This is a genomic window from Candidatus Pseudothioglobus sp. Uisw_041, from assembly GCF_048087625.1.
Taxonomy (GTDB): domain Bacteria; phylum Pseudomonadota; class Gammaproteobacteria; order PS1; family Pseudothioglobaceae; genus Pseudothioglobus.
Window position 1 is genome coordinate 1,117,222 of the sequence record NZ_CP159805.1, and the last position, 24,395, is coordinate 1,141,616.

General features: G+C 36.6%; 26 protein-coding genes. 7 read left to right on the forward strand and 19 right to left on the reverse strand.

The genetic code is table 11. The annotated features are described in order from the left end of the window. Positions 1-115: 115 nt before the first annotated feature. Positions 116-985: a DMT family transporter gene (locus ABXT44_RS05640; RefSeq protein WP_416686276.1), complete on the forward strand. Its 870-nt coding sequence runs from the start codon at positions 116-118 to the stop codon at positions 983-985. Between the two features lie 7 nt (positions 986-992). On the opposite strand, the gene ABXT44_RS05645 is transcribed toward ABXT44_RS05640, so the two are convergent. Then, the gene (locus ABXT44_RS05645; protein WP_416686277.1) at positions 993-1,217 is read right to left on the reverse strand and encodes a hypothetical protein; all 225 of its coding nucleotides are present in this window, start codon (positions 1,215-1,217) and stop codon (positions 993-995) included. A gap of 27 nt (positions 1,218-1,244) precedes the next feature. Beyond that, positions 1,245-1,547, reverse strand: coding sequence for a hypothetical protein (locus tag ABXT44_RS05650; protein ID WP_416686278.1), 303 nt, complete (start codon positions 1,545-1,547; stop codon positions 1,245-1,247). Between the two features lie 155 nt (positions 1,548-1,702). On the opposite strand from ABXT44_RS05650, the gene ABXT44_RS05655 reads away from it, so the two are divergent. Then, positions 1,703-2,560, forward strand: coding sequence for an alpha/beta hydrolase (locus tag ABXT44_RS05655; protein ID WP_416686279.1), 858 nt, complete (start codon positions 1,703-1,705; stop codon positions 2,558-2,560). Here the strand turns inward: ABXT44_RS05655 and ABXT44_RS05660 are convergent. After that, the gene (locus ABXT44_RS05660) at positions 2,557-3,390 is read right to left on the reverse strand and encodes a phytanoyl-CoA dioxygenase family protein (protein ID WP_416686280.1); all 834 of its coding nucleotides are present in this window, start codon (positions 3,388-3,390) and stop codon (positions 2,557-2,559) included. The genes ABXT44_RS05655 and ABXT44_RS05660 overlap by 4 nt on opposite strands. 130 nt (positions 3,391-3,520) lie before the next feature. Between ABXT44_RS05660 and ABXT44_RS05665 the strand changes: the two genes are divergently transcribed. Next, entirely contained in the window at positions 3,521-3,745 is a 225-nt protein-coding gene (locus ABXT44_RS05665; RefSeq protein WP_416677273.1) for a DUF6356 family protein, read from the forward strand. 40 nt (positions 3,746-3,785) lie between these two features. Continuing rightward, positions 3,786-4,253: a hypothetical protein gene (locus ABXT44_RS05670; protein WP_416651087.1), complete on the forward strand. Its 468-nt coding sequence runs from the start codon at positions 3,786-3,788 to the stop codon at positions 4,251-4,253. Here the strand turns inward: ABXT44_RS05670 and ABXT44_RS05675 are convergent, their stop codons facing one another. Then, positions 4,254-4,604, reverse strand: coding sequence for a nucleotide pyrophosphohydrolase (locus tag ABXT44_RS05675; RefSeq protein ID WP_416677277.1), 351 nt, complete (start codon positions 4,602-4,604; stop codon positions 4,254-4,256). It lies immediately after the preceding gene. A gap of 105 nt (positions 4,605-4,709) precedes the next feature. Here ABXT44_RS05675 and ABXT44_RS05680 point away from each other — a divergent pair, with 105 nt between their 5' ends. From ABXT44_RS05680 to ABXT44_RS05690, 3 genes are all read left to right on the forward strand, one after another. Further along, the gene (locus ABXT44_RS05680) at positions 4,710-5,096 is read left to right on the forward strand and encodes a hypothetical protein (RefSeq protein ID WP_416686281.1); all 387 of its coding nucleotides are present in this window, start codon (positions 4,710-4,712) and stop codon (positions 5,094-5,096) included. A 98-nt stretch (positions 5,097-5,194) separates the two neighbouring features. After that, entirely contained in the window at positions 5,195-5,524 is a 330-nt protein-coding gene (locus ABXT44_RS05685; RefSeq protein WP_416686282.1) for a nuclear transport factor 2 family protein, read from the forward strand. A gap of 83 nt (positions 5,525-5,607) precedes the next feature. Beyond that, positions 5,608-6,861: an NAD(P)/FAD-dependent oxidoreductase gene (locus ABXT44_RS05690; RefSeq protein ID WP_416686283.1), complete on the forward strand. Its 1,254-nt coding sequence runs from the start codon at positions 5,608-5,610 to the stop codon at positions 6,859-6,861. A gap of 19 nt (positions 6,862-6,880) precedes the next feature. Here ABXT44_RS05690 and ABXT44_RS05695 read toward each other — a convergent pair whose 3' ends face one another. From ABXT44_RS05695 to ABXT44_RS05765, 15 genes are all read right to left on the reverse strand, one after another. Further along, on the reverse strand, positions 6,881-8,194 hold the full coding sequence (locus tag ABXT44_RS05695) for an NAD(P)/FAD-dependent oxidoreductase (RefSeq protein WP_416686284.1): 1,314 nt from the start codon (positions 8,192-8,194) through the stop codon (positions 6,881-6,883). A 21-nt stretch (positions 8,195-8,215) separates the two neighbouring features. After that, positions 8,216-9,370, reverse strand: a complete 1,155-nt coding sequence (locus ABXT44_RS05700; protein WP_416686285.1) for a saccharopine dehydrogenase C-terminal domain-containing protein — start codon at positions 9,368-9,370, stop codon at positions 8,216-8,218. A 59-nt stretch (positions 9,371-9,429) separates the two neighbouring features. After that, entirely contained in the window at positions 9,430-10,854 is a 1,425-nt protein-coding gene (locus ABXT44_RS05705; protein WP_416688450.1) for a bifunctional 2-methylcitrate dehydratase/aconitate hydratase, read from the reverse strand. A 19-nt stretch (positions 10,855-10,873) separates the two neighbouring features. Further along, positions 10,874-12,001: a bifunctional 2-methylcitrate synthase/citrate synthase gene (gene prpC / locus ABXT44_RS05710; protein ID WP_416686286.1), complete on the reverse strand. Its 1,128-nt coding sequence runs from the start codon at positions 11,999-12,001 to the stop codon at positions 10,874-10,876. Further along, on the reverse strand, positions 12,001-12,879 hold the full coding sequence (gene prpB / locus ABXT44_RS05715; protein ID WP_416686287.1) for a methylisocitrate lyase: 879 nt from the start codon (positions 12,877-12,879) through the stop codon (positions 12,001-12,003). The genes prpC and prpB overlap by 1 nt, the downstream gene beginning before the upstream one ends. Positions 12,880-13,042: 163 nt before the next feature. Then, complete coding sequence (locus tag ABXT44_RS05720; protein WP_416686288.1) at positions 13,043-13,702, reverse strand: TetR family transcriptional regulator C-terminal domain-containing protein; 660 nt, start codon at positions 13,700-13,702, stop codon at positions 13,043-13,045. Positions 13,703-13,721: 19 nt separating this feature from the next. Then, positions 13,722-15,023 carry an NAD-dependent dihydropyrimidine dehydrogenase subunit PreA gene (gene preA / locus ABXT44_RS05725; protein WP_416686289.1) on the reverse strand — a complete coding sequence of 434 codons (1,302 nt, stop codon included), beginning with the start codon at positions 15,021-15,023 and terminating at the stop codon, positions 13,722-13,724. 1 nt (position 15,024) lies between these two features. Further along, positions 15,025-16,392, reverse strand: a complete 1,368-nt coding sequence (locus ABXT44_RS05730) for an NAD(P)-dependent oxidoreductase (protein ID WP_416686291.1) — start codon at positions 16,390-16,392, stop codon at positions 15,025-15,027. Positions 16,393-16,470: 78 nt separating this feature from the next. Then, entirely contained in the window at positions 16,471-17,910 is a 1,440-nt protein-coding gene (gene hydA, locus ABXT44_RS05735) for a dihydropyrimidinase (protein ID WP_416686293.1), read from the reverse strand. 31 nt (positions 17,911-17,941) lie between these two features. Next, positions 17,942-18,946 (reverse strand): ABC transporter substrate-binding protein, encoded by a 1,005-nt coding sequence (locus tag ABXT44_RS05740; RefSeq protein WP_416686294.1) that lies wholly within the window; start codon positions 18,944-18,946, stop codon positions 17,942-17,944. Between the two features lie 41 nt (positions 18,947-18,987). Continuing rightward, positions 18,988-20,121: an ABC transporter permease gene (locus ABXT44_RS05745; RefSeq protein WP_416686295.1), complete on the reverse strand. Its 1,134-nt coding sequence runs from the start codon at positions 20,119-20,121 to the stop codon at positions 18,988-18,990. After that, entirely contained in the window at positions 20,118-21,014 is an 897-nt protein-coding gene (locus ABXT44_RS05750; RefSeq protein WP_416686296.1) for an ABC transporter permease, read from the reverse strand. The genes ABXT44_RS05745 and ABXT44_RS05750 overlap by 4 nt, the downstream gene beginning before the upstream one ends. Continuing rightward, positions 21,004-21,813 (reverse strand): ABC transporter ATP-binding protein, encoded by an 810-nt coding sequence (locus ABXT44_RS05755; protein WP_416686297.1) that lies wholly within the window; start codon positions 21,811-21,813, stop codon positions 21,004-21,006. Before ABXT44_RS05755 ends, ABXT44_RS05750 begins: the two co-directional genes overlap by 11 nt. A 4-nt stretch (positions 21,814-21,817) precedes the next feature. Beyond that, the gene (locus tag ABXT44_RS05760; protein WP_416686298.1) at positions 21,818-22,690 is read right to left on the reverse strand and encodes a nitrilase-related carbon-nitrogen hydrolase; all 873 of its coding nucleotides are present in this window, start codon (positions 22,688-22,690) and stop codon (positions 21,818-21,820) included. A gap of 202 nt (positions 22,691-22,892) precedes the next feature. Beyond that, positions 22,893-24,383, reverse strand: a complete 1,491-nt coding sequence (locus tag ABXT44_RS05765) for a CoA-acylating methylmalonate-semialdehyde dehydrogenase (RefSeq protein ID WP_271558601.1) — start codon at positions 24,381-24,383, stop codon at positions 22,893-22,895. Between the last annotated feature and the right edge of the window lie 12 nt (positions 24,384-24,395).

Sequence of the window (24,395 nt, forward strand, 5' to 3'; positions counted from 1 at the left end):
GTGATAACGGCTCTTTTTGCAATTGGCTTTTTTATGAAATCTAGATAAATAAAATAAAATCTTTTAGTTATTAAAAGGAGGTCATAATTGACCTCCTTTTTTTGTATAAATCAAAATGAACTCTAAGCAAATCTTATTAGCCCTTATTGTTCCTATTACTTGGGGCTTAGGGTTTACTCTAGCCAAAATTGGAATGGAGCAGTTTCCAGCTCTCCTTATCATGACAATTCGCTTTGGTATTGCAGGTTTAATTCTTGTTTGGTTTACAAAGCCACCATGGGGTTATATGCGTGAAATTTTTGTTGTTGCACTTATTGGCTCAACTATTCAATATGGTCTTACCTACAATGGCCTCAAAGGTATTGATGCCTCTACTGCAGCAATTCTAGTTCAGCTTGAAGGTCCAATTTTAGCAATTATGGGGGCATTTCTATTAAAGGAAAAACTTGGTATTACTAGGGTATTAGGAATGGGGCTTGCTTTTATTGGCGTCCTGATAATTGCAGGAGAGCCTAGACTAGATGGTCACCTTGACAGTGTTATATTATTAATTGCTGGCTCTGCTGTATGGGCGGTCGCACAGATAATGATTAGCCGACTTAAAGATCTTTCAGGAATTACCATATTAGCCTGGGTTGCAATTATGGCCACCCCACAAATGTTTGTAGCATCTTTACTAATTGAAAATGGACAGTGGCTTGCAATAACAACTGCTAGTTTCACTGACTGGTCAATAATTCTATACTTAGCATTGATTATGACTGTATTAGGTTATAGCGTTTGGTATCACTTATTGAGCAGTGTGGATGTAAGCAAAGTATCGCCCTTTTTGATGCTACTTCCAATTACCTCAATTATTGCAGGAATAGTTCTTCTTGATGAAAAATTGACTTCCTCAATGATATTGGGAGGTTTGTTAATCATGTCTGGGGTTGCCAGCACACTTATTAGTTGGAACTTTCCAAGGAAACAAATTAACTTGTAATTATAATTTATTTATAGAATGGATCAACCGATTCAAATTGTGTCGTTAACTTTCTGACCCATTTAGAGAACATAACTCCCTTATTAAGCTGCATAGAATTATTATCTGACCGAGAATTTTTCATCTCATCTCCATTTAATGGAAGCTCCATTTGCTCTTGAAGAAATTTAGATTCTTTATCTAAATCTTTTCTTAAATCTTTTAATTTATTAATCACACTACTTTCTGACATTGACTATCACTCCTAATTACAGTTAATTTACGTACCACGCTTTTTGAGCTTTCCTTTAGAATTTTTTAAGGAAGCCTTGTACTTGCTATCCCATTTCTTACTTAGCTTTGATGAAGTGAGATCTTGATAATCAACACCACTAATATCTTTAAACTCAGAAATTGCATCTTCCATAGCTGTTTCAAATACGCCTGAAAGAGTCATGCTATATCCAAACTGTTCTGCAGCAGTTGCAGCTCCTTTAAACGCCTCAAAAATAGGTCTGCGAATTCTTACGCTAACCACTCTCTTTTCATCCTCTTTTTGATTTTTTGTTACGTATTTACCCATCTAAAGATTTATTAATTTACTAACTAATATGAAGTATACACTTTTTGTATACTTTATGTATTAATTAAAGTAATCTTTATGTATACAAAATTAATTGCAAGATTTTTATATATTTCGAGATATAATTCATCCATCTAAAAAAGTAAGTTAAGTAAATGATCAATATTAATTCTTTAGATAAGCTCATCGAAGATAGTGAAAATGAGATTCTAAATATCCGTCCAGATACTGAAAAAAAGATTATTTGGGCAAATCAAAATAAAGTGAAGACAAAAATTAGTCTTATATTTATTCATGGCTTTTCAGCAACCAGAGCAGAGCTTGATCCAGTTATTGAAATGCTTGGCAAAGAGCTCAATGCAAATATTTTTTTTACAAGGCTTAGAGGGCATGGTCTAGATGGTGAAGCCTTAGCTGAGGCTACCTTTGATGATTGGATGATAGATACAAAAGAAGCTATTGATATTGGTAATGCAATTGGGGATAGCCTTATCTTAATTGGTTGTTCTACAGGCTGTTCATTAATCCATGCCAATCTTCAATATACAGAAAATGCTTTAGCAATTATTTATGTATCCCCTAATTTTGGACCAAAATCTTTTTTTGGACAACTTCTTAGAATTCCTGGAGCTGAGTGCTTTATCCCCTTCATTTTTGGAAAAGAATACTCCTTCGTCCCAAGAAATGCAGATCATGCAAGATGTTGGACGACAAGCTATCCTATAAAAGCATTATTTGCAGTAAAGGACTCAGTTGTTGCAGCCTATAAAGTTAAGCATATTAAGATTAAACAACCAGTATTATTTTATTTTTCAGATGATGATCAAGTCGTATCAGCAAAAGCAACTCGTAAAATAATTTCTAAAATGGGTAATAATGTCTCTATTCACAATCCAATACTTACAAATACTGATGACTCATCACAGCATGGCGTTCTTGGAGATATTTTGAGCTCGTCTCAGACGAATAGTGGAGTTAAAAAAATTCTTAGCTGGCTAGAAAACTATATTTAGTAGTTACGCTTAATCTTCGCGCCCTTATAAAGTATTTCAGATAAGTTTTCTTCAGCAACTCTTCGCTGACTGACTGTTAAAGGATCCATATTGTATCTTGGGCGATCTAGCTCAATACTATTCATATCTTGCCTCTTTCGTCCTCTAATATGAGTCCATATATTCCTTCCAACTACCTGCTTTATTGATGGCGGTACATACGATTGAAGTGAAAAACCAATCCTTCTTTGATTGCTATTATTAGGCTGTGATCCATGGATGATAGCTCCATTGTGAATCGACATTTCACCAGGCTTCAATATTAGATCAACGGTCTTACTTTGATCCACATTTTTAATAGCTTGGCCCCTTGTTAGAATATTGTTATCTGCATAAGTATCCTCATGTTTTTGTATTGCTGATTTATGGCTACCTGAGATCATCGTCATACAGCCTGTCTCTATGTTGCTAGGACTTAGCGCAATCCATGGTGTTGGAAAATCAAAGCTATCAAGGCCCATATAAGTTGCATCTTGATGCCAACTAACATACTGTTTAGAGGAGGGCTCTTTAATAAACATAACCGACGCCCAAAGAGCAATATCAGGGCCAATAAGATCTTCTATTGCGTCTACTATGGTTGTGTTATGGGCGAGCGCATCTAAAAAAGCAAATGAGAGATGTAAATTATTGCGACTCTCTGAATTAATTTCTTCAGGGTATTGCGCCTCTACTTCTTCAAGTTGAATTTTAATAGATAAGGCATCTTTTTCAGAAATAACTCTTATTGGAGATATAAAACCTTCATCATGATACTGCTCAATCTGTTTTTTTGTTAAAACTTTAGGCATTATTCTTATCCTATATGTGGATAGTAATTTATTCAAAAAATTTTATTTTATTACAAATATTTAAAAAATTTAACCTTGTTACTCCAATTCTTTATACTTAATAAATTAAATAAACTTCGATAATACTTATATGAATAATATTTTTACTAAACACCCCAATGAGTTTGGATATAACTACTTTCAACATCTCTGGGGGGCATGGAAATATTGTCTTACACTTTTAGGGCTTTTAATTATTGCGCTCATTCACTCTATTTTGCCATTTATTTTTCAAGAAACTGTTAGCAATAAAATTGTAAAGATGGCTGATGAACATAAAAATAAAATGATAAATTCTTCTAAAATTCATCAATAATTCACATAGGCTTGTCAAAAACTAATCTAAACTGCGCATTATGAAATACTTACTGACCATTCTTGCAGCTCTAGTTTTAAACACCTCTGCTTCAGCAGCAATGTCTCCTCGTTTTTATGAAACTGAAATTCTTGGTAACTGGATTTGTAAAGATACTTGGCCTGGGTATACCGCTTTAGAATTTATAAGATACAAGAAAGATGGTACCTGGAATAGTTTTGGTCAACTAATTGTTGACTTTCCAATCGAAGAGAATACAGTTAAAGTGAATTATAGTGCCCTTGGAACTGGAGTATGGGAAATTAATGATCAAAGCTTAGTCAGTATGATTGATTCTATTAAAGTTGTTAATAGGAACCATCCATGGCTTGATGAGTATTTTAATATGGAAGAACAATTTACTCTTAACGATAAAAGATCTGAAGAGATTATTGTCCTGTCTAATGATTATATTAATCTTCAGCCTTCAACTGGCAAGCCATACGAATGTTATAAGGTTGAAATATAACTAATCTTCTCGTTGATTGTATTTCTGAGCATTGCCCTTTGATAAATTAACTGGATATTTTTCAGCATTTTTCTCTAATTTATTCTTAATTGCTTCTTCAATATCAATTTCTAAGATACTGCAAAAACGCAGAAGATACATCGCAATATCTGCCACCTCACTATTAATTTCTTGAATCTGCTTTTGATTAGGAGAATTAGATTCTTCTGGCTTTAGCCATTGAAAAATCTCAACAAGCTCTGAAGCCTCAACACTAAGAGCCATAGATAAATTTTTGGGGGTATGAAACTGCTCCCAATCCCTTTCAATTGCAAATTTTTTAAGCTGGTTTTGTATTTTAGATATATCCATATTTTCACTCGATTGATTAGTAATTAAAATAATAAAAAAAATAAGTATACTTATTATGAGGCTTGAAATTACTCAAGCGTTCAATTAACTTTAAGGGGAATTAATATGGATATTCAAACTATTTGTCACATTTTTTTAATATTTTTTGGTGGTTTTTTTGCCTTTCAACTAACTTTTAACTCAAAAAAGTTTGCAATAGATCTTCGTCTGGACTCGCCACAAGTCCCGTATGCGCTTAAGCCAGCAGGATTTCTAATGGGTGGAACGGTTGCAATGCTTATTGTAACGTTTTTCCAAATTGGTATTTTTGAAAGAACTGATACACCAACATTATTAGTTGCAATGGGGTTTTTCTGTACCTTTGCATTTATTTGGAATATGGGTCTATTTTTAAAAGTTTGGCCAACGTTTGATGGTGCTGATCATCATATTAAGAATGCTATTAGGCCTGTAATTCCTTTAATAGTAATCATTATTTACTTCTGGGTATAAAAAATAGTTGCTTATTAAATAAAGTAGGTAACATACGATAATGATAATGATAATGATTATTATTTATAATAAGAAATAATTTAAATTTAGGAGGCAATATGTCAATATTTAAAACACAAGAAGCTGCACAAGAAGCAAAAGATATGGAGGCTTATGCAGCAACTATGCATGAAGATTTTCAATTTATCATGCACCTGGACAACTCATCTATGGATAAAGAAAAAACCATGGAAATGTTTACATTTATGATGAATAGTGATGATTTTGTAACTCATGACTCACGCTGCCTATATGAAAATGATGAGGCTATGGTTACCCATGGCGTAATGAGCTTCCCTGACGGAACTAAAGAATCAGTTCTAGCCTTTATGCAAATAAAGGATGGTCAAGTCATACGTATGGAAACTGGTGCAACACTTCTTCCATAAGCATCATTAATCTCAAATTAAAGGCGCCTTTGGGCGTCTTTTTTGTTTAATATGTTGCTCAATAGTTAAGAATTATTTTAAAAATGCATCAAAAAAATCTTTGGCAAGACAATTCTAAAGAAAAAATTACTTTCAGTAATCTTAAAAAATCAATTACAACAGATTTAGTGATTATTGGTGGCGGCTTTACTGGCTGTTCAGCGGCCCTGTCTGCAGCAAAGAATGGGCTATCAGTTACCCTTATTGATCAAAAGATTGGCTATGGCGGCTCGGGAAGGAATGTTGGCTTAGTTAATGCAGGCTTATGGATGCATCCTGAAAAGGTCGAAAGTATCCTTGGATTAGCAGCAGGAGTTAAGCTTAATAAGGCTTTAGCAACAGCACCTGATTTAGTATTTAGTCTTATTGATAGCTATGAAATTAATTGCAGCGCTAATCGCTCAGGAACGCTTCATTGCGCCCACTCTGAAAAAGGATTAAAAGATATTCAACTGAGATTTAAACAGTTATCTGAACGTGGTGCTGAGTTAGAGCTTTTTGATAGACAGCAAACTCAGCAAAGAACAGGCTCTTCAAAGTTTTTTGGCTCTCTTTTTAATAAAAAAGCTGGAATTATTAACCCTCTAGATTATTGTCTTGGCCTGGCAAGAGCTGCTAAATCTTATGGCGTAAATATCTATGAGTCAACTATAGCAACTAACATTCAATCAATCAATAATGATTGGCTAATCAAGACAGCTGAGGGCACCATTAAGGCAAAAATGCTTTTAATTGCTACAAATGCCTATCAAAAACCAATTGAAGGCCTAAATCCATCCAAATACACTTCTGTACAGTATTTTCAAGTCGCAACTAAATCTCTACCTTCAGATCTAGTAAAGTCAGTTTTACCCAATGGTGAAGGTTGCTGGGATACTGCTAGTGTAATGTCTTCTTTTCGACTCGATGCTGACAATAGACTTATTATTGGTGGGATCGGAAACCTTGGTCATAGCGCCTCCAAGATTCACACTAATTGGGCAAGGAGAAAAATTGAGAGTCTCTTTCCACATCTTAAAAATATTGATATTGAATTTTGCTGGCATGGACGCATTGCCATGACAGGTGATCATATTCCTAAAATTCTAAGGCTAGGTAGTAATGCTTACTCAGTTTTTGGCTATTCAGGCAGAGGAATTGGACCTGGGACTTATTTTGGTAAGGCAGTAAGTGAATGCCTTATTAGTGGTGATGAAACCTCTTTGCCAGTTGATCCTTTGGATTATTATCAAGAACCTTTTTCTAAAATCAAGGCAGGCTTTATTGAATTTGGCGCTACTGCAATTCATTTACTTTGATTAGCATTTAGATTATCTTTTATCTATCTCTTCCAACCCCTTTAAAGCGCTGCTTAGTAGTAAACCAAGCGCCAAAATCTAAAAATGGTTTTGGTGGAAGCCATTTAGCTTTCTCAAGAGCAAGACAATCATTAACAATAGCGGATTTTTTTCCGCATGCATACTCAGCTATTCCAATACCAAATGCAGTCCCTTTAGTAATTCCAGAACCATTGAAACAACCTGCATAGTAGAGATTATCTGAAAATCTCTCAAAGATATTAGTTTTATTAGCGCTCACACCTTCAACGCCTGAATATAAGAACTCAAATGGAACCTGGCTTAACTGTGGAAACCTATTATTAAATGCTTGTCGATGAATCTGTTGTCGGTTAATTAATTGCTTATCAGTTAATAGGTGGTTATTGTTATATTCAGCAGTGTTTCTTATTGCAATTCGGCCATCATCCGTTAATCTGATAGTAGCCCCACCACTATGAAGCGACAGTATTCCCCATGATGATTCACTTCCAAGGGTATTAATCTCATCCCTGTTTAAGGCACGAGTAATACTTCCAGAAAGTGTTACTCCAACTGCCCTTTGTTTAGGTTTTGCGCCCTCAAAGGTTTCATAATTACAAGCCATTATGACTTGTTCAGCAGTAATTATTGCATCTGGAACCATGACCTTAACAGCCTTACCCAATGTCATCCTTAATACTGGTGTATTTTCATAAAGCTCAACATTACTTGGAAGATTATCAGCCAATCCAAAAACTAACTTAGCGGGCTGCGTTAATGCACCATTTTCAACTTTAACGCCCTTCTTATACCAACTCGTTCCTAGACGATTATGAATATCCTTTTTAGAAAGAGGAGTGTGTCTAATGTCACGTTTTTTAAGATAGTTAATAAAATGATCACACTCAATTTCAGAGTTGTTATCTGCTGCAGTATGATAAATACCTGATTCTATCCAGTCACAATTGATGCTGTTATCTTTTACTAATGTACGAAGAGAATTAAGGCCTACTTGATTAATTCGATCTACTCTTTGGTATTTTTCAAGTTGTGACTCTTGATAGGGGCCTGAAAAATGGCTATGCGCAACAGCATAACCAGAATTTCTACCAGAAGCATTCTGGCCCAGCTCTCTTGCATCAAGCAAGATAATTTGATCTTTAGGGTTAATCTCTGCTAGCCTTCTTGCACAAGAAAGACCTGTAAAGCCGGCACCTATGACAAGCCATTTAGCTTCAAGGTTAGAAGTTAATTTAGGCTGAGATTGCCTAGCAGGAACTAAATCTACCCAACCTTTTGTTTCATTATCAAAAATAGGATTAGCTTGAGCCATAGAAATAATCTAACTTTACTACTAACTTAAATGATCAATTAAAATAAAGTGATCACTTATTTCAGAAGCTTGATTTAGCCACCTTTTTACTAAATTACTTTGGTGAGGAGCCGCTGTTACGCCTGAAGGTATCTCTTTATTAAGAACGGCTTCAACAGCCAAAGCAACTGAGCAAGAGACTAATTGGGCCATTGCGCTTCCTTTGTTATTTCCAAGCGTATCAAGTAAAAACTGCTTATGCCAAACAATCTCTGAGTCATTTTTAACCTTTAATTCAACAGTTAAAATCACACGATCAACTTCTTCATTTCTATAGGAGTATTTATTCCATAAATCATCACTGATAGCCTTTAGACAATCCTCTGCAATTTCAGGGTCAAGCGTATCTACCTCAGAAAAAATATCAGACCAAGCATCTTTCCAGCCTCTATACCTTAGAGTTCCTCGAACAAACTGATCTATCTTCAATCCCTCGTTCATTTGATACTGCTCAATAAATGGAATGGAATCGCGATTAGGATAAACCTCAAATTCATCCTCACCCCAAGGCATCGGAAGAGGGTAAAGCTCAACAGCCTCCCATGGCTTATATACAGTATAGACTTGGCTATCACGAATGCTAACTGAAGTTGACATTAAGGCCTTTAAAACTCCCAGTGGAGACCAACTAAATTTGTAACAAAAATCATTAGGAACGTCACTTAAGCCACCACAGTAACTCAAAAAAGAATGATTATTTTCAGCAGAAAAAACCTTTGAATTTTTATAATCTTCAACGAGTGCATGAGACATACTATGGTCTATTCCTGGATCAAGACCAACCTCATTAACAAGGCATAAATTCTTTTTTAGCGATTCTTCATGAAGCATCCTCATCTCATCTGAAATATAGGAGCTTGAGACAAAATGAGCTCCAAGTGATAGACTCAGTTCTGCAACAGGAACATGGAAATTACCAGGTAGCATTGAAACTATAACGTCTCCAGCTGTAGCATTTTTCTTAATGGCCTCAAGAGAAAATTCTACAATCTGATAATTACCCTTAACACCTAATAAAGCATCACTTGCTTTTTTGACTGTTCGATTATAAACAATAACTGAATGGTCATTTTCAATAAGCATTTTTAGCCCTGGTATTGCTGACAAACCAGCACCTAACCAATGAATTTTTGACATTACAACTCCTTCTTTATTTCTAATTAAATAGATGAAAACTAAAAAACTTTAATAGCTCCTTAATCTTTAAGAACAAACATGTCCATAAACTCGTTGACAGGTGTTTGTTCAGTTTTCTCTTTATCAAGACACAATGAGTAGATCCTGTCACTGTGCTCTTTAGAATAAATACTTTTGAGACTATTAAAAAATTTTCTCTCAAGTAATGGAATACCTTCCTGACGACGATTACGGTGTCCTATTGGATATTCAACTTCCACTTTATCAGTTTGACTCCCATCCTTAAAGAAAATCTGCAGTGCATTGGCAATAGATCTCTTGTCATCTGCTAGGTAGTCTTTTGAGTATCTTTTATCTTCCTTTAAAATCATTTTATTTCGAAGCTTATCAATTAATGAGTTTTGTTGATGGAAAGAATCTTCATAAAACTCAGCCACTAAATCACCTTTAATCATTGCAACTGCAAGCATATATTGCATACAATGATCTCGATCAGCTGGATTATCTAGGTCGCCTGTTTTATCAATAATTCTAAGTGCTGACTCATGAGTTGTAACTTCAATCCTTTCAATTTCATTTAACTTTTCTTTAATCTCTGGATAAAGCAATACTGCACACTCTACTGCAGTTTGAGCATGGAATTCAGCTGGAAAGGAAATCTTGAAAAGAATATTCTCCATCACGTAAGAGCCATAGCTCTTAGAGAAGCTAAACTCTCTACCCTTAAAACTTACATCATAAAAGCCCCATTCTGGTGCAGTTAAAACGGAAGGTATGCCCATCTCACCTTTCATCGTCATCATTGCCAAGCGAACTGCGCGAGATGTTGCATCGCCAGCAGCCCATGATTTTCTTGAGCCAGCGTTAGGTGCATGCCTATAGGTTCGAAGCGAAGAGCCATCAACCCAGGCTTGTGATAAAGCGGCAATAATTTGATCCCTGGTTCCACCTAACATGTGAGTTGCAACAGCTGTGCTTGCTACTCTTACGAGTAAAACATGGTCTAAGCCTACTTTATTAAAACTATTCTCAAGTGCAAGAATGCCTTGGATTTCATGAGCTTTTATCATGTACTCAAGCACATCTTTTATACTTAAAGGTGATTTATGATTCGCAACATTAACACGTGAAATATAATCACTAAGAGCCATAATTGCGCCTAAATTATCTGAGGGGTGACCCCACTCTTCAGCTAACCAAGTGTCATTAAAATCTAACCATCGAACTAAGGCACCAATATCCCAAGCTGCTTTTACTGGGTCAAGCTCAAATGACTTTCCAAAAACCCTAGCACCATTTTCTACTGTGGTCCCAGGCACCAATGGGCCTAAATGTCTAGTACAATTTGGATATTTCAAAGCCAAAAGACCACAGCCGATAGTATCTATTAAACAATTTCTAGCAGTATTTAAGGCCTCCTCAGACTCTACTTTAAAATCAATCACATAATCAGCGATATCTTGCAGAGCTTGATCTGCTGACATTCTATCTGCTTTCACTATACTAACTCCTTGTTTCTATGGGACTGACTTTTTGTGGACCTGGACCTATATAATCTGCATTGGGTCTAATGATTCGATTATTTTGTCTCTGTTCAAAAATGTGAGCACACCATCCAGTTACTCTTGAAAGAACAAATATTGGGGTAAATAGTTTAGTTGGTATTCCCATAAATTCATAGGTAGAAGCATGATAAAAGTCAGCATTTGCGAATAGATTTTTCTCTCTTCTCATAACCATTTCAACTCTTTCTGATACATCATATAGATGCTTATCGTTAACCTCCATGGATAATTTTTTTGACCATTGCTTGATAACCTCATTACGAGGGTCAGATTGAGTATAAACTGCGTGTCCAAAACCCATCACAAGTTGCTTTTGTACAAGCATTTTAAGTAATTCAGCCTCTGCAACATCAGGGTCATTCCATTGGGATAGCATAGCACTAGCGGCTTCATTAGCGCCTCCATGTAATGGTCCGCGTAATGTCCCAATAGCACTTGTAACAGCAGAATGAATATCTGAAAGCGTTGAGGCACAAACTCTTGCAGCAAAAGTAGAGGCATTAAATTCATGTTCAGCATACAAAATCAAAGAAATACTCATTACTTGATCATGCAGTTGGCTAGGTTTTTTACCATGCAAGAGATGTAAAAAATGACCGCCAATAGTATCATCACTTGTCTCCGTATCAATTCTTTTTCCATAGTGGGAATACTGATACCAGTAGCTAAGTATCGATGGAAATGCACTCAGCATACGATCTGCATGGTCAGTTTGGTTTATAAAGCCCTCCTCTTGCTCTAAATTACCAAGAACCGAACAACCTGTCCTTAAAACGTCCATAGGATGAGCAGTTTTTGGGATACCCTCCAAAGTACTTCTTAGTTCAGGTTGAAGTCCTCTTAATGTTTTGAGTTTTTCTATATATGCTTTTAATTCCTGTGAGTTAGGTAGTTTTCCCTTCAATAAAAGATAGGCAACCTCTTCGAAAGTTGTATTTTCTGCTAAATCTACGATATCAAAGCCACGATATGTGAGCCCAGAACCGCTAACTCCAACTGTACATATTGATGTCTCACCTGCACTCTGACCTCTAAGACCAGCTCCACCTATTTTTTTCTCACTCACTACTTACTCTCCTTATTCATTACATCATCTAATTGCTTTTCATATTGATGATAATTTAAAAAATCATATAACTCTTCTCTTGTTTGCATACTTTCTATCACATTATTTTGGTGACCATCTTGTATGATATGTTGATAGACATTAAGAGCTGCTTTACTCATTGCTCTAAAGGCACTTAGTGGATAAAGAATCATATCCACACCAGCATCAGAAAGCTCCTCTTTGGTAAATAATGGTGTTTGACCAAATTCAGTTATATTTGCTAGAATAGGGACATTAATTGAATCAGAAAACTCTCTATATTGCTCAATGGTATTGAGTGCCTCAGGAAATATCATATCAGCACCAGCTTCTACAAAAGCTGTCGCTTTATCAACAGCAGAATGCATACCCTCTATAGCCAATGAGTCTGTTCTTGCCATAATTACAAAGTTAGGATCGGTTTTGGCGTCAACTGCAGCTTTAATTCTGTCAACCATTTCATTTGTACTAACTATGGCCTTATTTGGTCTATGTCCGCAACGTTTTTGAGAAACTTGATCTTCAATATGGATAGCAGCGACACCACTATTTGTCATCTCTCGAACACAACGCGCAATGTTAAGTGCCCCACCCCAGCCAGTATCAGCATCGACTAATAATGGTAGTGAAGTTGCCTGAGTGATTCGTTTAGCATCTTCGAGTACATCTGAAAGAGTAGTAATACCAAGATCAGGAACTCCAAGAGAAGAAGCTGCAACTCCACCACCTGACAAGTAGATTGATTGATGCCCAACTTTCTCAGCCATAAGAGCGCTATAGGCGTTAACAGCGCCTACAATTTGAAGTGGCTTATTTTCATTAACTAACTTTCTAAATTTCTTTCCACTGCTGTCCAATTTGAATACTCCTTGTCTAACCTAAATCAACTACATAATAACTATCTTTAGTAAAAACTATTATGCATATATTTTCTATAAATTCTCTATTTTAGGTAAATGTCATCTGGTAATTATCTTGATGTTAAGAATTATTTTGTAAACTTTTTTAATCTCATATTGACTAAGGATTTAAACCAACGCTTCTTAAAACTAAATCAATAACTTGTTGTTTTTTTTCTTCAAATTCACTATCTGTAAGTTTCTTTCCATTATTTAAAATCATCACTTGATAATCAAAATCAGCATAATGTTGAGTGGTAGCCCAAATCATATATAACAAGGTATGAGCATCACCCACATTAACAATTTTTTTTAGTTCAACCCACTTATTTATCGAACTAACACAAGTATCAACCCATTGTTTTAACCTCGATGATAATACTTCTTCCATTTCAGGGGCGCCACTAATAATTTCATTTGCCCACACTTTTGAGCCGAATGGTCTAGTGCGTGACAAATTCATTTTTGCGCCAACATAATATTTTAAGGCTTCTCGAGGTTCATCAAATTTATTAAATGTATCAGCAGCCCTCATCCAATCAACTAGTATGCTTTCTAAGACACATCTATACAAATTTAATTTAGTATGAAAATAATAATGAATATTGGATTTTGGAAGTTTAGCCATATCTGCAATTTGTTTTGTAGTAGAGCCTTTAAGGCCATGCTTTGCAAATACTTTTTCTGCAGCAATTAAAATAATAAGTTCATTTTCTTCACGAATTCTCTCTTTACTACGAGTAATACCTCTGGCTTGTACTAGAACTTTTTTATTACCCATTCAATTCTCCATTATTTTTTCATGAAACCTTTAATGGATTATTTGGGTGAGTTGTCCAATCAGATGCTTGTGGTGAAATTGCCTTTCCAGTTCTAGGGTCAGTTCCTGATGTCATAGCGACCATTGAGATACAATCTATTACAGGGCAAACGCTTACACAAAGATTACATCCAACACATTCATCATCCTTAACTGTAAATACTCTATCACCACTATCAGTTGAATATTCAATTGCTTGATGTGAAGTATCTTCACATACAATGTGACAACGACCACACTTTATACACTTATCTTGGTCAATGACAGCTTTATCAACGTGGTTTAAGTTCAAGAACTTCCAATCAGTAACTGATGGAACTGCTTTACCAATTAGCTCATCTACTGAATTCATACCTTTTTCATCTAAAAAGTTACTCAATCCAGTTTTCATGTCTTCAACAATTTTAAAACCATAGACCATTGCGGCTGTACAAACCTGAACATTACTCGCACCTAATGCAATAAAGTCTACTGCATCTTTCCAAGTCGATACTCCCCCAATACCTGAAATTGGTAAGTTTCTAGTTTTTTCATTACGCGCTATCTCTGCCACCATATTCAAAGCAATTGGTTTTACCGCCTCACCACAATAACCCCCATGAGTTCCCATACCACCCGTAGTTGGAAACATAGTCAAACTGTCATAATCAACTCTCATAATTGAGTTTATGGTATTAATTAATGACACTGCATCACCACCACCCTCAAGGACTGCTTCAGCTGGATAAATTACATCAGTTATATTTGGCGTAAGCTTGACAATTACAGGGACTGTGGCATACTTTTTGCACCACTCAGTTGCTTGTTTTATATATTCTGGAACTTGCCCAACTGCAGCGCCCATTCCTCGCTCTGACATACCATGAGGACAACCAAAATTAAGCTCAAAACCATCTATACCTGTATCTTCAATAATAGGGATATGCTTTGCCCAAGATGCCTCACTCATTGGAAACATTACAGATGCAATCACAGCCCTATCTGGCCAGTCTCTCTTTACTTGACGCATTTCCTTAAGATTAACTTGAAATGGACGATCAGTTATTAATTCGATATTATTGAAACCAATAACTCGTCGGTCATTACTCATCATTGTTGTGTACCTTGGACCATTAACATTCACAATATGAGGATCCTCACCCAGAGTTTTCCATGAAACCCCACCCCAGCCAGCTTCAAAGGCACGATTTACGTTATAAGCCTTATCTGTCGGTGGTGCCGAGGCTAACCAAAAAGGATTAGGTGACTTAATTCCTAAAAAATTACTAGTTAAATCTGCCATACTATGCTCCTTGTGTTAGTGTTTCGTTTATTGAAATTGCAGCAAGTTTGCCATCTTGTACTGCTGACACTGTTAAATTGTCACCATCAAGAACACAGTCTCCTCCTGCCCATACTTTAGACAATGAAGTTTTACGTTGTTCATCTACAACAATCCTTCCTTTTTCTATTTCCAAACTGTTATTATCTGTCAAGCCTTCAGTCACTAATTTTTGCCCAATAGCTTTGAAAACAACATCAGCTTTTAATGTAATATTTTCCCCACTTGCCTTGAGGCTTCCATCATTTTGTGACTTCATAACATCAAACTCCATTGCAGTGACATGACTATCATCAGCTATCAGACGTTTTGGTGACATGTTATATTGAATTTGTACGTCATGCTTTTTTGCCAGAGCCTGCTCATATTCACTAGCAGCCATTATTTTTTTACTACGTCTGTAAGCAATCGTTACTTGCTCTGCACCTAACAATTTACTTTGAACAGCAATATCTATTGCTGTCATACCACCACCAATCACAACAATATTTTTTCCAACCATTAGTTCATCTTTATTATTGGTTTGACGTAAATTTGCAATATATTCAACTGCATCAATAACACCAGAAATGTCTTCATTATCAAGATTAAGTTTATTTACTGAACCAAGACCACACCCTAAAAATACTGCGTCATATTTCTCCTGAAGACCTTCAAGATTAATTTGTTTACCAAGCTGCATTCCTGTTTCGATAGTAATGCCACCAATATCTAGAATGTAATCAAGTTCTTGCTGTGCAAAATCATTAGGAGTTTTATAAGCTGCAATGCCATACTCATTTAAACCTCCTAGCTTATCTTTGGAATCATAAACTGTTATTTTGTGCCCCAAAACCGCTAAACGATGAGCGCATGATATTCCAGCTGGCCCAGCCCCAACTACTGCAATAGACTTTCCTGTATTTTCTTGCCTAGAAAATAATTGCACTCCATTGTTTAATACTGAGTCAGTTGCATAACGTTGTAGTAAACCAATTTCGACAGGTTTTTGTTCATGATCATTTCGAACACATGCCAGTTGGCACAACTCCTCAGTTGGGCAGTCACGGGCACACATACCTCCAAAAATATTTTCACTTAAAATTTTCTCTGCAGCACCTGTTAAATTATCACTCCTAATACTTTGAATAAAGCCTGGGACATCAATATCTGATGGACACGCCTTTGTGCAAGGAGCGTCATAACAAAAATAACATCGATCAGCCTCAATTAATGCCTCTATTGCAGACAATGGTGCATGGAGGTCTGAAAAATTATCATCAATCTCTTTTTTACTAAGGCGATGTGACTTAATGTTCATTACCTTATTTGTTAAATTATTGTCACTCATATTTTCCTCCGAAAAAAAATATTTGACCATTTGGTCAGGTTATATTAACAGAACCTCAATACAAAATAAATTTCCTTTTTAACGTTTCACAGCTTTTGGTATCTTTTTCTCAGCTTGGACATCTAGCCCTTGATAGAATGAAGAGTATGCAGGGCGGTCAATATATCTTCCAGCTCCCCTTTCAACTTTCAACTCTCCATTAGCATAGACAACTTTTGCAGCACTTATAGTATGTGAAGCACAGCCTTTGACTTCCATACCCTCAAAAATATTGAAATCAATATTTTGGTGGTGTGTTTTAGCAGAAATTGTCTTAGTTGCTTCTGGATCCCAGACAACAATATCTGCATCTGCACCAACTGAAATACTCCCTTTTCGAGGATAAATATTAAATATTTGTGCAGCATTAGTAGAAGTTAATTTAACAAACTCATTCATACTAAAAAGTCCAGTATTTACACCATGATGCCATAGCACTTCCATTCTATTTTCCACGCCTGCAGTTCCATTTGGCGTTATACGAAAATCATCCTTACCAGCTGCTTTTTGATCAGCACAAAAACAACAGTGATCAGTAGCGGTAGTTTGCAAATTACCAGATATAACTCCTTTCCATAATGCATCTTGATGTTCTTTTGCTCTAAAAGGAGGACTCATTACATGAGCAGCAGCACTCTCAAAATCTTTATTTAAGTAAACTGACTCATCTACAAGCAAATGTCCAGCTAAAACTTCACCAAATACTTTTTGCCCAGCATTTCGTGCTCTAGTAATTGCCTCTAAAGACTGCTTAGTAGAAACATGAACGATATACAAAGGGACTCCATATACATTAGCAATACTAATAGCTCGACTAGCAGCCTCACCCTCAACCTCAGGTGGACGAGATAATGGGTGACCCTCTGGTCCAGTTATGCCCATATCAAAAATCTTACTTTGTAATTGTGCAACCATTTCACCATTTTCAGCATGAACTGTTGGCATTGCACCTAATTCTAATGACCTATTGAAGCTATTGACAAGTATTTCATCAGTGGCCATTATTGCGCCCTTATAAGCCATAAAGTGCTTAAAGCTGTTAACACCATGTTTTTCAACTAGTGTTTTCATATCAGCATGGACAGTTTCATCCCACCAAGTAATGGCAACATGAAAGCTATAGTCAGCTACTGATTTCTCCGCCCACTGTCGCCATTGATGATAAGCCTCAAGAATACTCGTTCCAGGAGAAGGAATAACAAAATCAATAATCATTGTTGTTCCACCAGCAAGTCCAGCAGCTGTCCCAGTATAGAAATCTTCACTAGCAACAGTTCCCATAAACGGTAATTGCATATGGGTATGAGGGTCGATACCACCGGGCATAACATATTGCCCAGCAGCATCTATTACCTCAGCGCCACTCGGCGCTGAGATATTACTGCCAATTTCCTGTATTTTGCCATCTGCACATAGCACATCGGCTTGAAAAGATTGATCAGCATTAACAATTGTTCCATTTTTAATTAGTACAGACATAGTATTCTCCTACAAGAAATTAGATTTTATATTATGATCCAAATGCAGCATCCCAGACTTTATGAGTCCAAGCACCGACTGGCTCGGCATTAATTACTGGATCAGAATCACTACCAAGTAAAGTATCAACAGTACGCTGGTAATCATCAACATTTAATTTACCGCCATTTGCAGTAAGTTTATTAACCTCACCCATCATACGACGCTGATGCTTTTCAGTTTGAGCACCACTCATGTCATTTTCAAGCACGATATCGGCAGCAGCATCGGAATTATTTGAAGCCCACTCCCAACCTTTCATGCTAGCACGAAGGAAACGCGCAGCTTTATCAACAAAAGCAGGATCATTTAGGTTTTCTTCCAAGACATACAATCCATCTTCAAGTGTTGAAACACCTTGCTCATCATATGGGAAAACTACTAGCTCATCGGCTGAAAGTCCACCATCAATAACTTGCCAGTATTCATTGTAAGTCATCGTTGACACGCAATCTGCTTGCTTTTGAAGAATAGGCTCTATCCCCCAGCCTTGCTTCAATACTGTCACTCCACCAGCACTTCCATCAGTTGCCATATTAAGCTTACTCATCCAGCTCAGGAATGGATACTCGTTACCGTAGAACCAAACTCCTAGAGTCTTATCTGCGAAGTCAGAAGGCGAACTTATGCCCGAATCTTTACGGCATGTAAGCATCATTCCAGTGCTTTTAAATGGCTGTGCTATGTTGACAAGGTTAAGCCCTTTTTCTCTAGATGCTAATGCTGCTGGCATCCACTCAATTAGAATATCAGCGCCACCGCCTGCCATAACTTGTGGAGGTGCAATATCTGGACCACCTGACTTAATTGTTACATCTAAACCCTCATCATCGTAGTAACCATTTTCTAGTGCAACATAATAGCCTGCAAATTGAGCCTGAGTTACCCACTTCGTCTGAAGGGTAAATTTATCACCTGCTTGAGTATTAAAGCTCAAAGCTATAAGCATAGTAGAGCAAATTGCAGCTAATATCGTTTTACTTTTAAATATTTTCATCATTTCTCCCTTTATTTTAAAAAAATAGTACTTACCCAGAACTAGCTTTTTCGCATCGATGGATGCCAGAAAGTTAATTTTCTTTCTAAAAGAGCAAATACTCCATAAAACATCGAACCTGTAACAGCAGCAACCGCAATTGTTGCCCATACAATATCGATATTCATTCGGCCAACCTCAGCCGAAATTCTAAATCCCATTCCAACAATGGGTGTTCCAAAAAATTCTGCCACTATAGCTCCAATCATAGCAAAAGTTGAGTTAATTTTCAATGCATTAAGAATAAATGGCATTGCATTTGGTAGACGCAAACTAAAAAGTTCTCGCCAGTAACTTGAAGCATAAGTGTGTAATAAATCCCGATCAATCCTATCAGTCTCGTTAAGACCACTTAAGGTATTTACCATCATTGGAAAAAAAGTCATTATTGCAACAACAGCTGCTTTGGACTGCCAATCAAATCCAAACCACATTATCATAATTGGCGCCATACCAATAATTGGTATTGCGCTAAAGAAGTTTCCAATTGGAATTAATCCACGCCTTAAAAATGGTATTTTATCAGCTGCAATTGCAACGAGAAATCCTGTACCACTTCCCATAATAAAGCCAGGAATTGCTGATCGGACAAAAGTTTGATAGAAATCTGCAAATAAAGTAGCACCAAACCCATCAAATACTTGCCAAATAAGACTTGGTGCAGGTAACAACACCTGTGGAACGGACATACCTATAGTAATAACCTCCCATAGAAAAAATATCCACGCACCAAATAAAACTGGAATGATTATAGTTAGAGATAATTCTATTAATTTATTCTTTGTTTTCAAAGCTGATAGTTGAACTAAGTTATTCCATGTTAGAAACCACAATGCACTTACCAAGAACCAGGCATCCAAACCCATAACTACCCCTTTATCGAATGAATGTATTAAATTTAATACAGACCAAGCTCCAGAGAATAAAGCTACAAAACAAATAGATAAAAGAAATAATCCCTGTTGACGAATAACAAAAAATATCAAACTGACAATGGCAATAATGATCACAATAAAAGGATTAAGTGCATAATCATTAATTACGTTAAGCTGTAACGAAATAAAAGAGGCGATTGAAAAAATAAGACATAGCAATCCTCTTAAGGGATACGACCTTATTATTGCCAGGAAATTCATATTTGCAGCCCCATACGATTATTAACTGCGCGCTCCATTCTTCCAACTATGGTAACTAGGGTTGCAGAAATCACTGAAGCAGTTATCAGGGCAGCCCAAATAAGACTGGTTTGTCCGTAATATGAGCCAGATAATAGGCGTGCACCAAGGCCACCTTGAGCACCAGCAGGAAGCTCTGCTACAATTGCCCCAACAACGCTCAGAGCAATGGCTACTTTTAAACTGGCAAATAAATAAGGAAGAGACGCTGGAAGACGTAATTTCCAAAAAACCTCAACCTTTGATGCTGAATAACTATTCATTAGGTCTACCAAGAGAATACTTGGTGACCTTAAACCTTTAACCATCCCAACAACAACAGGAAAAAAACAAAGATAGGTTGAGATCATTGCTTTTGGAACTAAACCAATAATACCCATTGAACCTAACACAACGACAATCATCGGAGCAATTGCCAGAATTGGAATAGTTTGAGATGTAATTATCCAAGGCATTAAGGTTCGATCCAGTGCTGGCACATAAACAATACCCACTGACAAGACAATACCAAGAAAGGTGCCCATTATAAAGCCAACCATTGCAGAAGATAAAGTCACTCTAGAGTGGAAAACCAAACTCCGTGGTGAAGTTATCTTCTGATTCCAAATTGTTTTCTTTAACTCCTTTGCAATTTGATGGGGTGATGGCAAAACAGGTCGCTCCATAGACCAAGAGTCTGAGGCTAGTTGTGAAAAAGACCACTCAATATTATTTTTTTCATATCTGTCAATTAAAAAGGAGCTATTTAAATAAACTGCTCCCGCATACCATATCATAATAATAGCCGTTACCAGAATCACGACAGGACCAATACTTCCTCCTATAATCATACTGAAAAGCCTATTAGCTTCCATCACTATGCCCCTCTTTAAGCCCCTCTCTCACAAGTTGCGAAACCTTTAAGAACTCTTTTGATTCACGAATATCAAGATTTCTATCTTTTGGAAAATTGGTATCAATTACATCAATAATTTTTCCTGGACGAGCTGACATTACAACAATCTTATTTGATAAGAATACTGCCTCAGGTATTGAGTGGGTAACAAATACAACTGTTTTCTGAGTTTTTTCCCATAAACGCAATAACTCCTCATTTAAACGATCTCGAGTAATTTCATCTAGCGCTCCAAACGGCTCATCCATCAGTAACATATCAGGATCAAAACTCAAGGCTCTCGCAATCGAGACACGCTGCTGCATACCACCGGACAATTGCCATGGATATTTTTTTTCAAATCCTGACAAGCCTACTAAAGACAAATATTGATTTGAAAGACTTTTTTGCTCATCTTTTGAATAACCTGATATCTCTAATGGTAAGTGGATATTTGCTTCTATATTGCGCCAAGGCAAAAGAGCTGGAGTTTGAAAAACATATCCATAAGCACGATCTAAGCGTGCTTGATTTGGCGATTTACCTTCTACATTGATTGTGCCACTTGTTGGTTTTTCTAGATCAGCTATTACCCTCAATAAAGTAGTTTTACCACACCCACTTGGGCCAATTAGTGAAACAAAATCACCTGAATTAACTTTCATATTAATATCAGAAAGTGCATGCACTGGCTCTGACTGTGTTTCAAAGGTAAGACACAAATTACTAATATCTATGATTGAAGACTCAGCAGACTTTATAGATGAAGACTCATTCATGATGCTATTTTTCAGTTAGCCCTCCATAAAGGTCACTGCGCCTGTCTCTAAAAAATTGCCAAGTATCTCGCACTTCTCGAACCATATTTAAATCAATTTCATGAACCAGCAACTCATCATCACCATAACTTGCTTGTGCTTCAATTTGACCACGAGGATTTACAATATAACTTGATCCATAGAATTCTCCCATTTGCTCTGCCCATGGCTCCTCTCTTCCAACTCGATTTATCGCACCAATAAAAACTCCATTTGCAGCAGCCGAAGCAGGTTGCTCTAATTCCCATAAATATTTACTTAATCCTGCCACTGTAGCTGAAGGATTAACAATATATTCAGCTCCATTTAAAGCTAATGCACGCCAACCCTCAGGGAAGTGTCTGTCGTAACAAATATATACTCCCAACTTAACATATGCAGTTTCAAATACTGGATAACCAAGATTACCGGGTTTAAAGAAAAATTTTTCATAAAAACCAGGGGCAACTTGAGGAATATGAGTTTTACGATACTTCCCTAGAAAGCTTCCATCAGCGTCAATTACTGCTGCAGTATTGTAATAAATACCTGGCATTTCTTCTTCATAGATAGGAGCAACAATTACCATTTGGTATTTTTTAGCATATTCTTGCATTAGCTTAACTGTTGGTCCATCAGGAATTGATTCAGCTGCTGCATACCATTTTTTATCCTGACTTGGACAAAAGTATGGCTGAGTAAATACTTCTTGAAAACAAAGCACTTTTACCCCTTGTTTTGCAGCATCCTCTATCATAGGGATATGAGCCTCAATCATTAAATCACGTATTTTTTCTGGCGACATCGTGCCATCGCCTTTCAATCCCATTTGGATCAGACCACACTTTAATTTACTCATTCAATTCCTCCTTTTCCGATTTGGTAAATAAAAAAAATTTACACTTCTTGACTAAATAGACAGGCTACATATTTTTTTTATACTTGTCAACTATAATTAATTGGTTGACTTTAAATAGTTCTCAAAGTGGCATTAAATATAATCTAGGGGGCAAAAAAAATGACCTCCTAAAGGAGGTCACTTAAAAAAACATAAAAACCAGTTATGAAGGGAAAGAAAAGTTTACGCCTTCCCTTACACTGGATGATGGCCAGCGCTGAGTTATGGTTTTTCTACGTGTATAAAATCTTACGCTATCTGGCCCATATGCAGCCAAATCACCAAACATTGATTGCTTCCAACCACCAAAACTATGCTGAGCAGCAGGGACGGGCAATGGCACATTGATACCAACCATACCAACTTTTATTTGATCACTAAAATATCTTGCTGCTTCACCATCTCGGGTGAAAATACACGTGCCATTACCATATTCATGCTCATCTATTAAGTCAATTGCTTGTTGCATAGTTTCTACTCTCACTACCTGCAATACTGGTCCAAATATTTCTTCCTTATAAGACTTCATTGAAGATTGCACGCTATCAATAAGCGTTCCGCCAACATAAAAGCCATTTTCACAACCTTTCACCTCAACACTCCGTCCATCAACAACAATGTCGGCGCCTTGATCTTCTGCACTGGTGATATATTCTTTAACTTTTTCCATATGATCTTTAGTTATAAGTGGTCCAAAATCATTTTTACTATTATCAAAATTACCCACCTTAAGGTCATGCATCTTAGATTTCAAGCCAGCTATTAAATTATCTGCTGTGACTGAGCCGACTGCTACTGCTACGGAAATTGCCATACACCTTTCACCACTTGAGCCAAATGCAGCACCTATAAGAGCATTCACTGTATTCTCCATTTCTGCATCTTGCATAACAATAGCATGGTTTTTAGCGCCTCCAAGAGCTTGACACCTCTTATCATTTTCAGAAGCAGTTCTATAAATATATTTTGCAATAGGAGTTGATCCAACAAAACTTACAGCTTGTACTCTTTCATCTTTGAGCAAAGTATCTACTGCCTCCTTACCTCCATTAACTACATTTAAAACCCCTTTTGGTAAGCCTGCTTCATTTAATAATTGAGCAATAAATAATGCTGACGAAGGGTCTCTTTCTGAGGGCTTTAATACAAAACAATTACCACAAACTATTGCCATGGGATACATCCATAATGGAACCATAGCAGGAAAATTAAAAGGGGTGATTCCTGTAACAACTCCTAAGGGTTGAAACTCACTCCATGAATCAATATTGGTTGAAATATTTTTACTATGCTCTCCTTTTAGAAGTTGAGGTGCATAGCAAGCATATTCAACATTCTCTATACCTCGAGTGATTTCACCAAGCGCATCATGTGCGATTTTTCCATGCTCCTCTCCAATTAATTGTGCTATTTTATTAATATTTTTTTCTAATAATTCTTTAAAACGAAACATAATTCTAGCTCGTTTAAGTGGTGGCGTTGCTCGCCATGCTGGAAAAGCTTCGTGAGCCGCATTTATAGCTTTTTCAACAGTATTTTTTGAAGCAATTTCTACTTGCTTCCCAACCTCTCCTGTCGATGGATTAAATACATCTTGAGTAGGGTCACCCATTGATACAAGCTCACCATTAATAAGGTGTTCTACTAATTTCATTTCTTCTTTCTC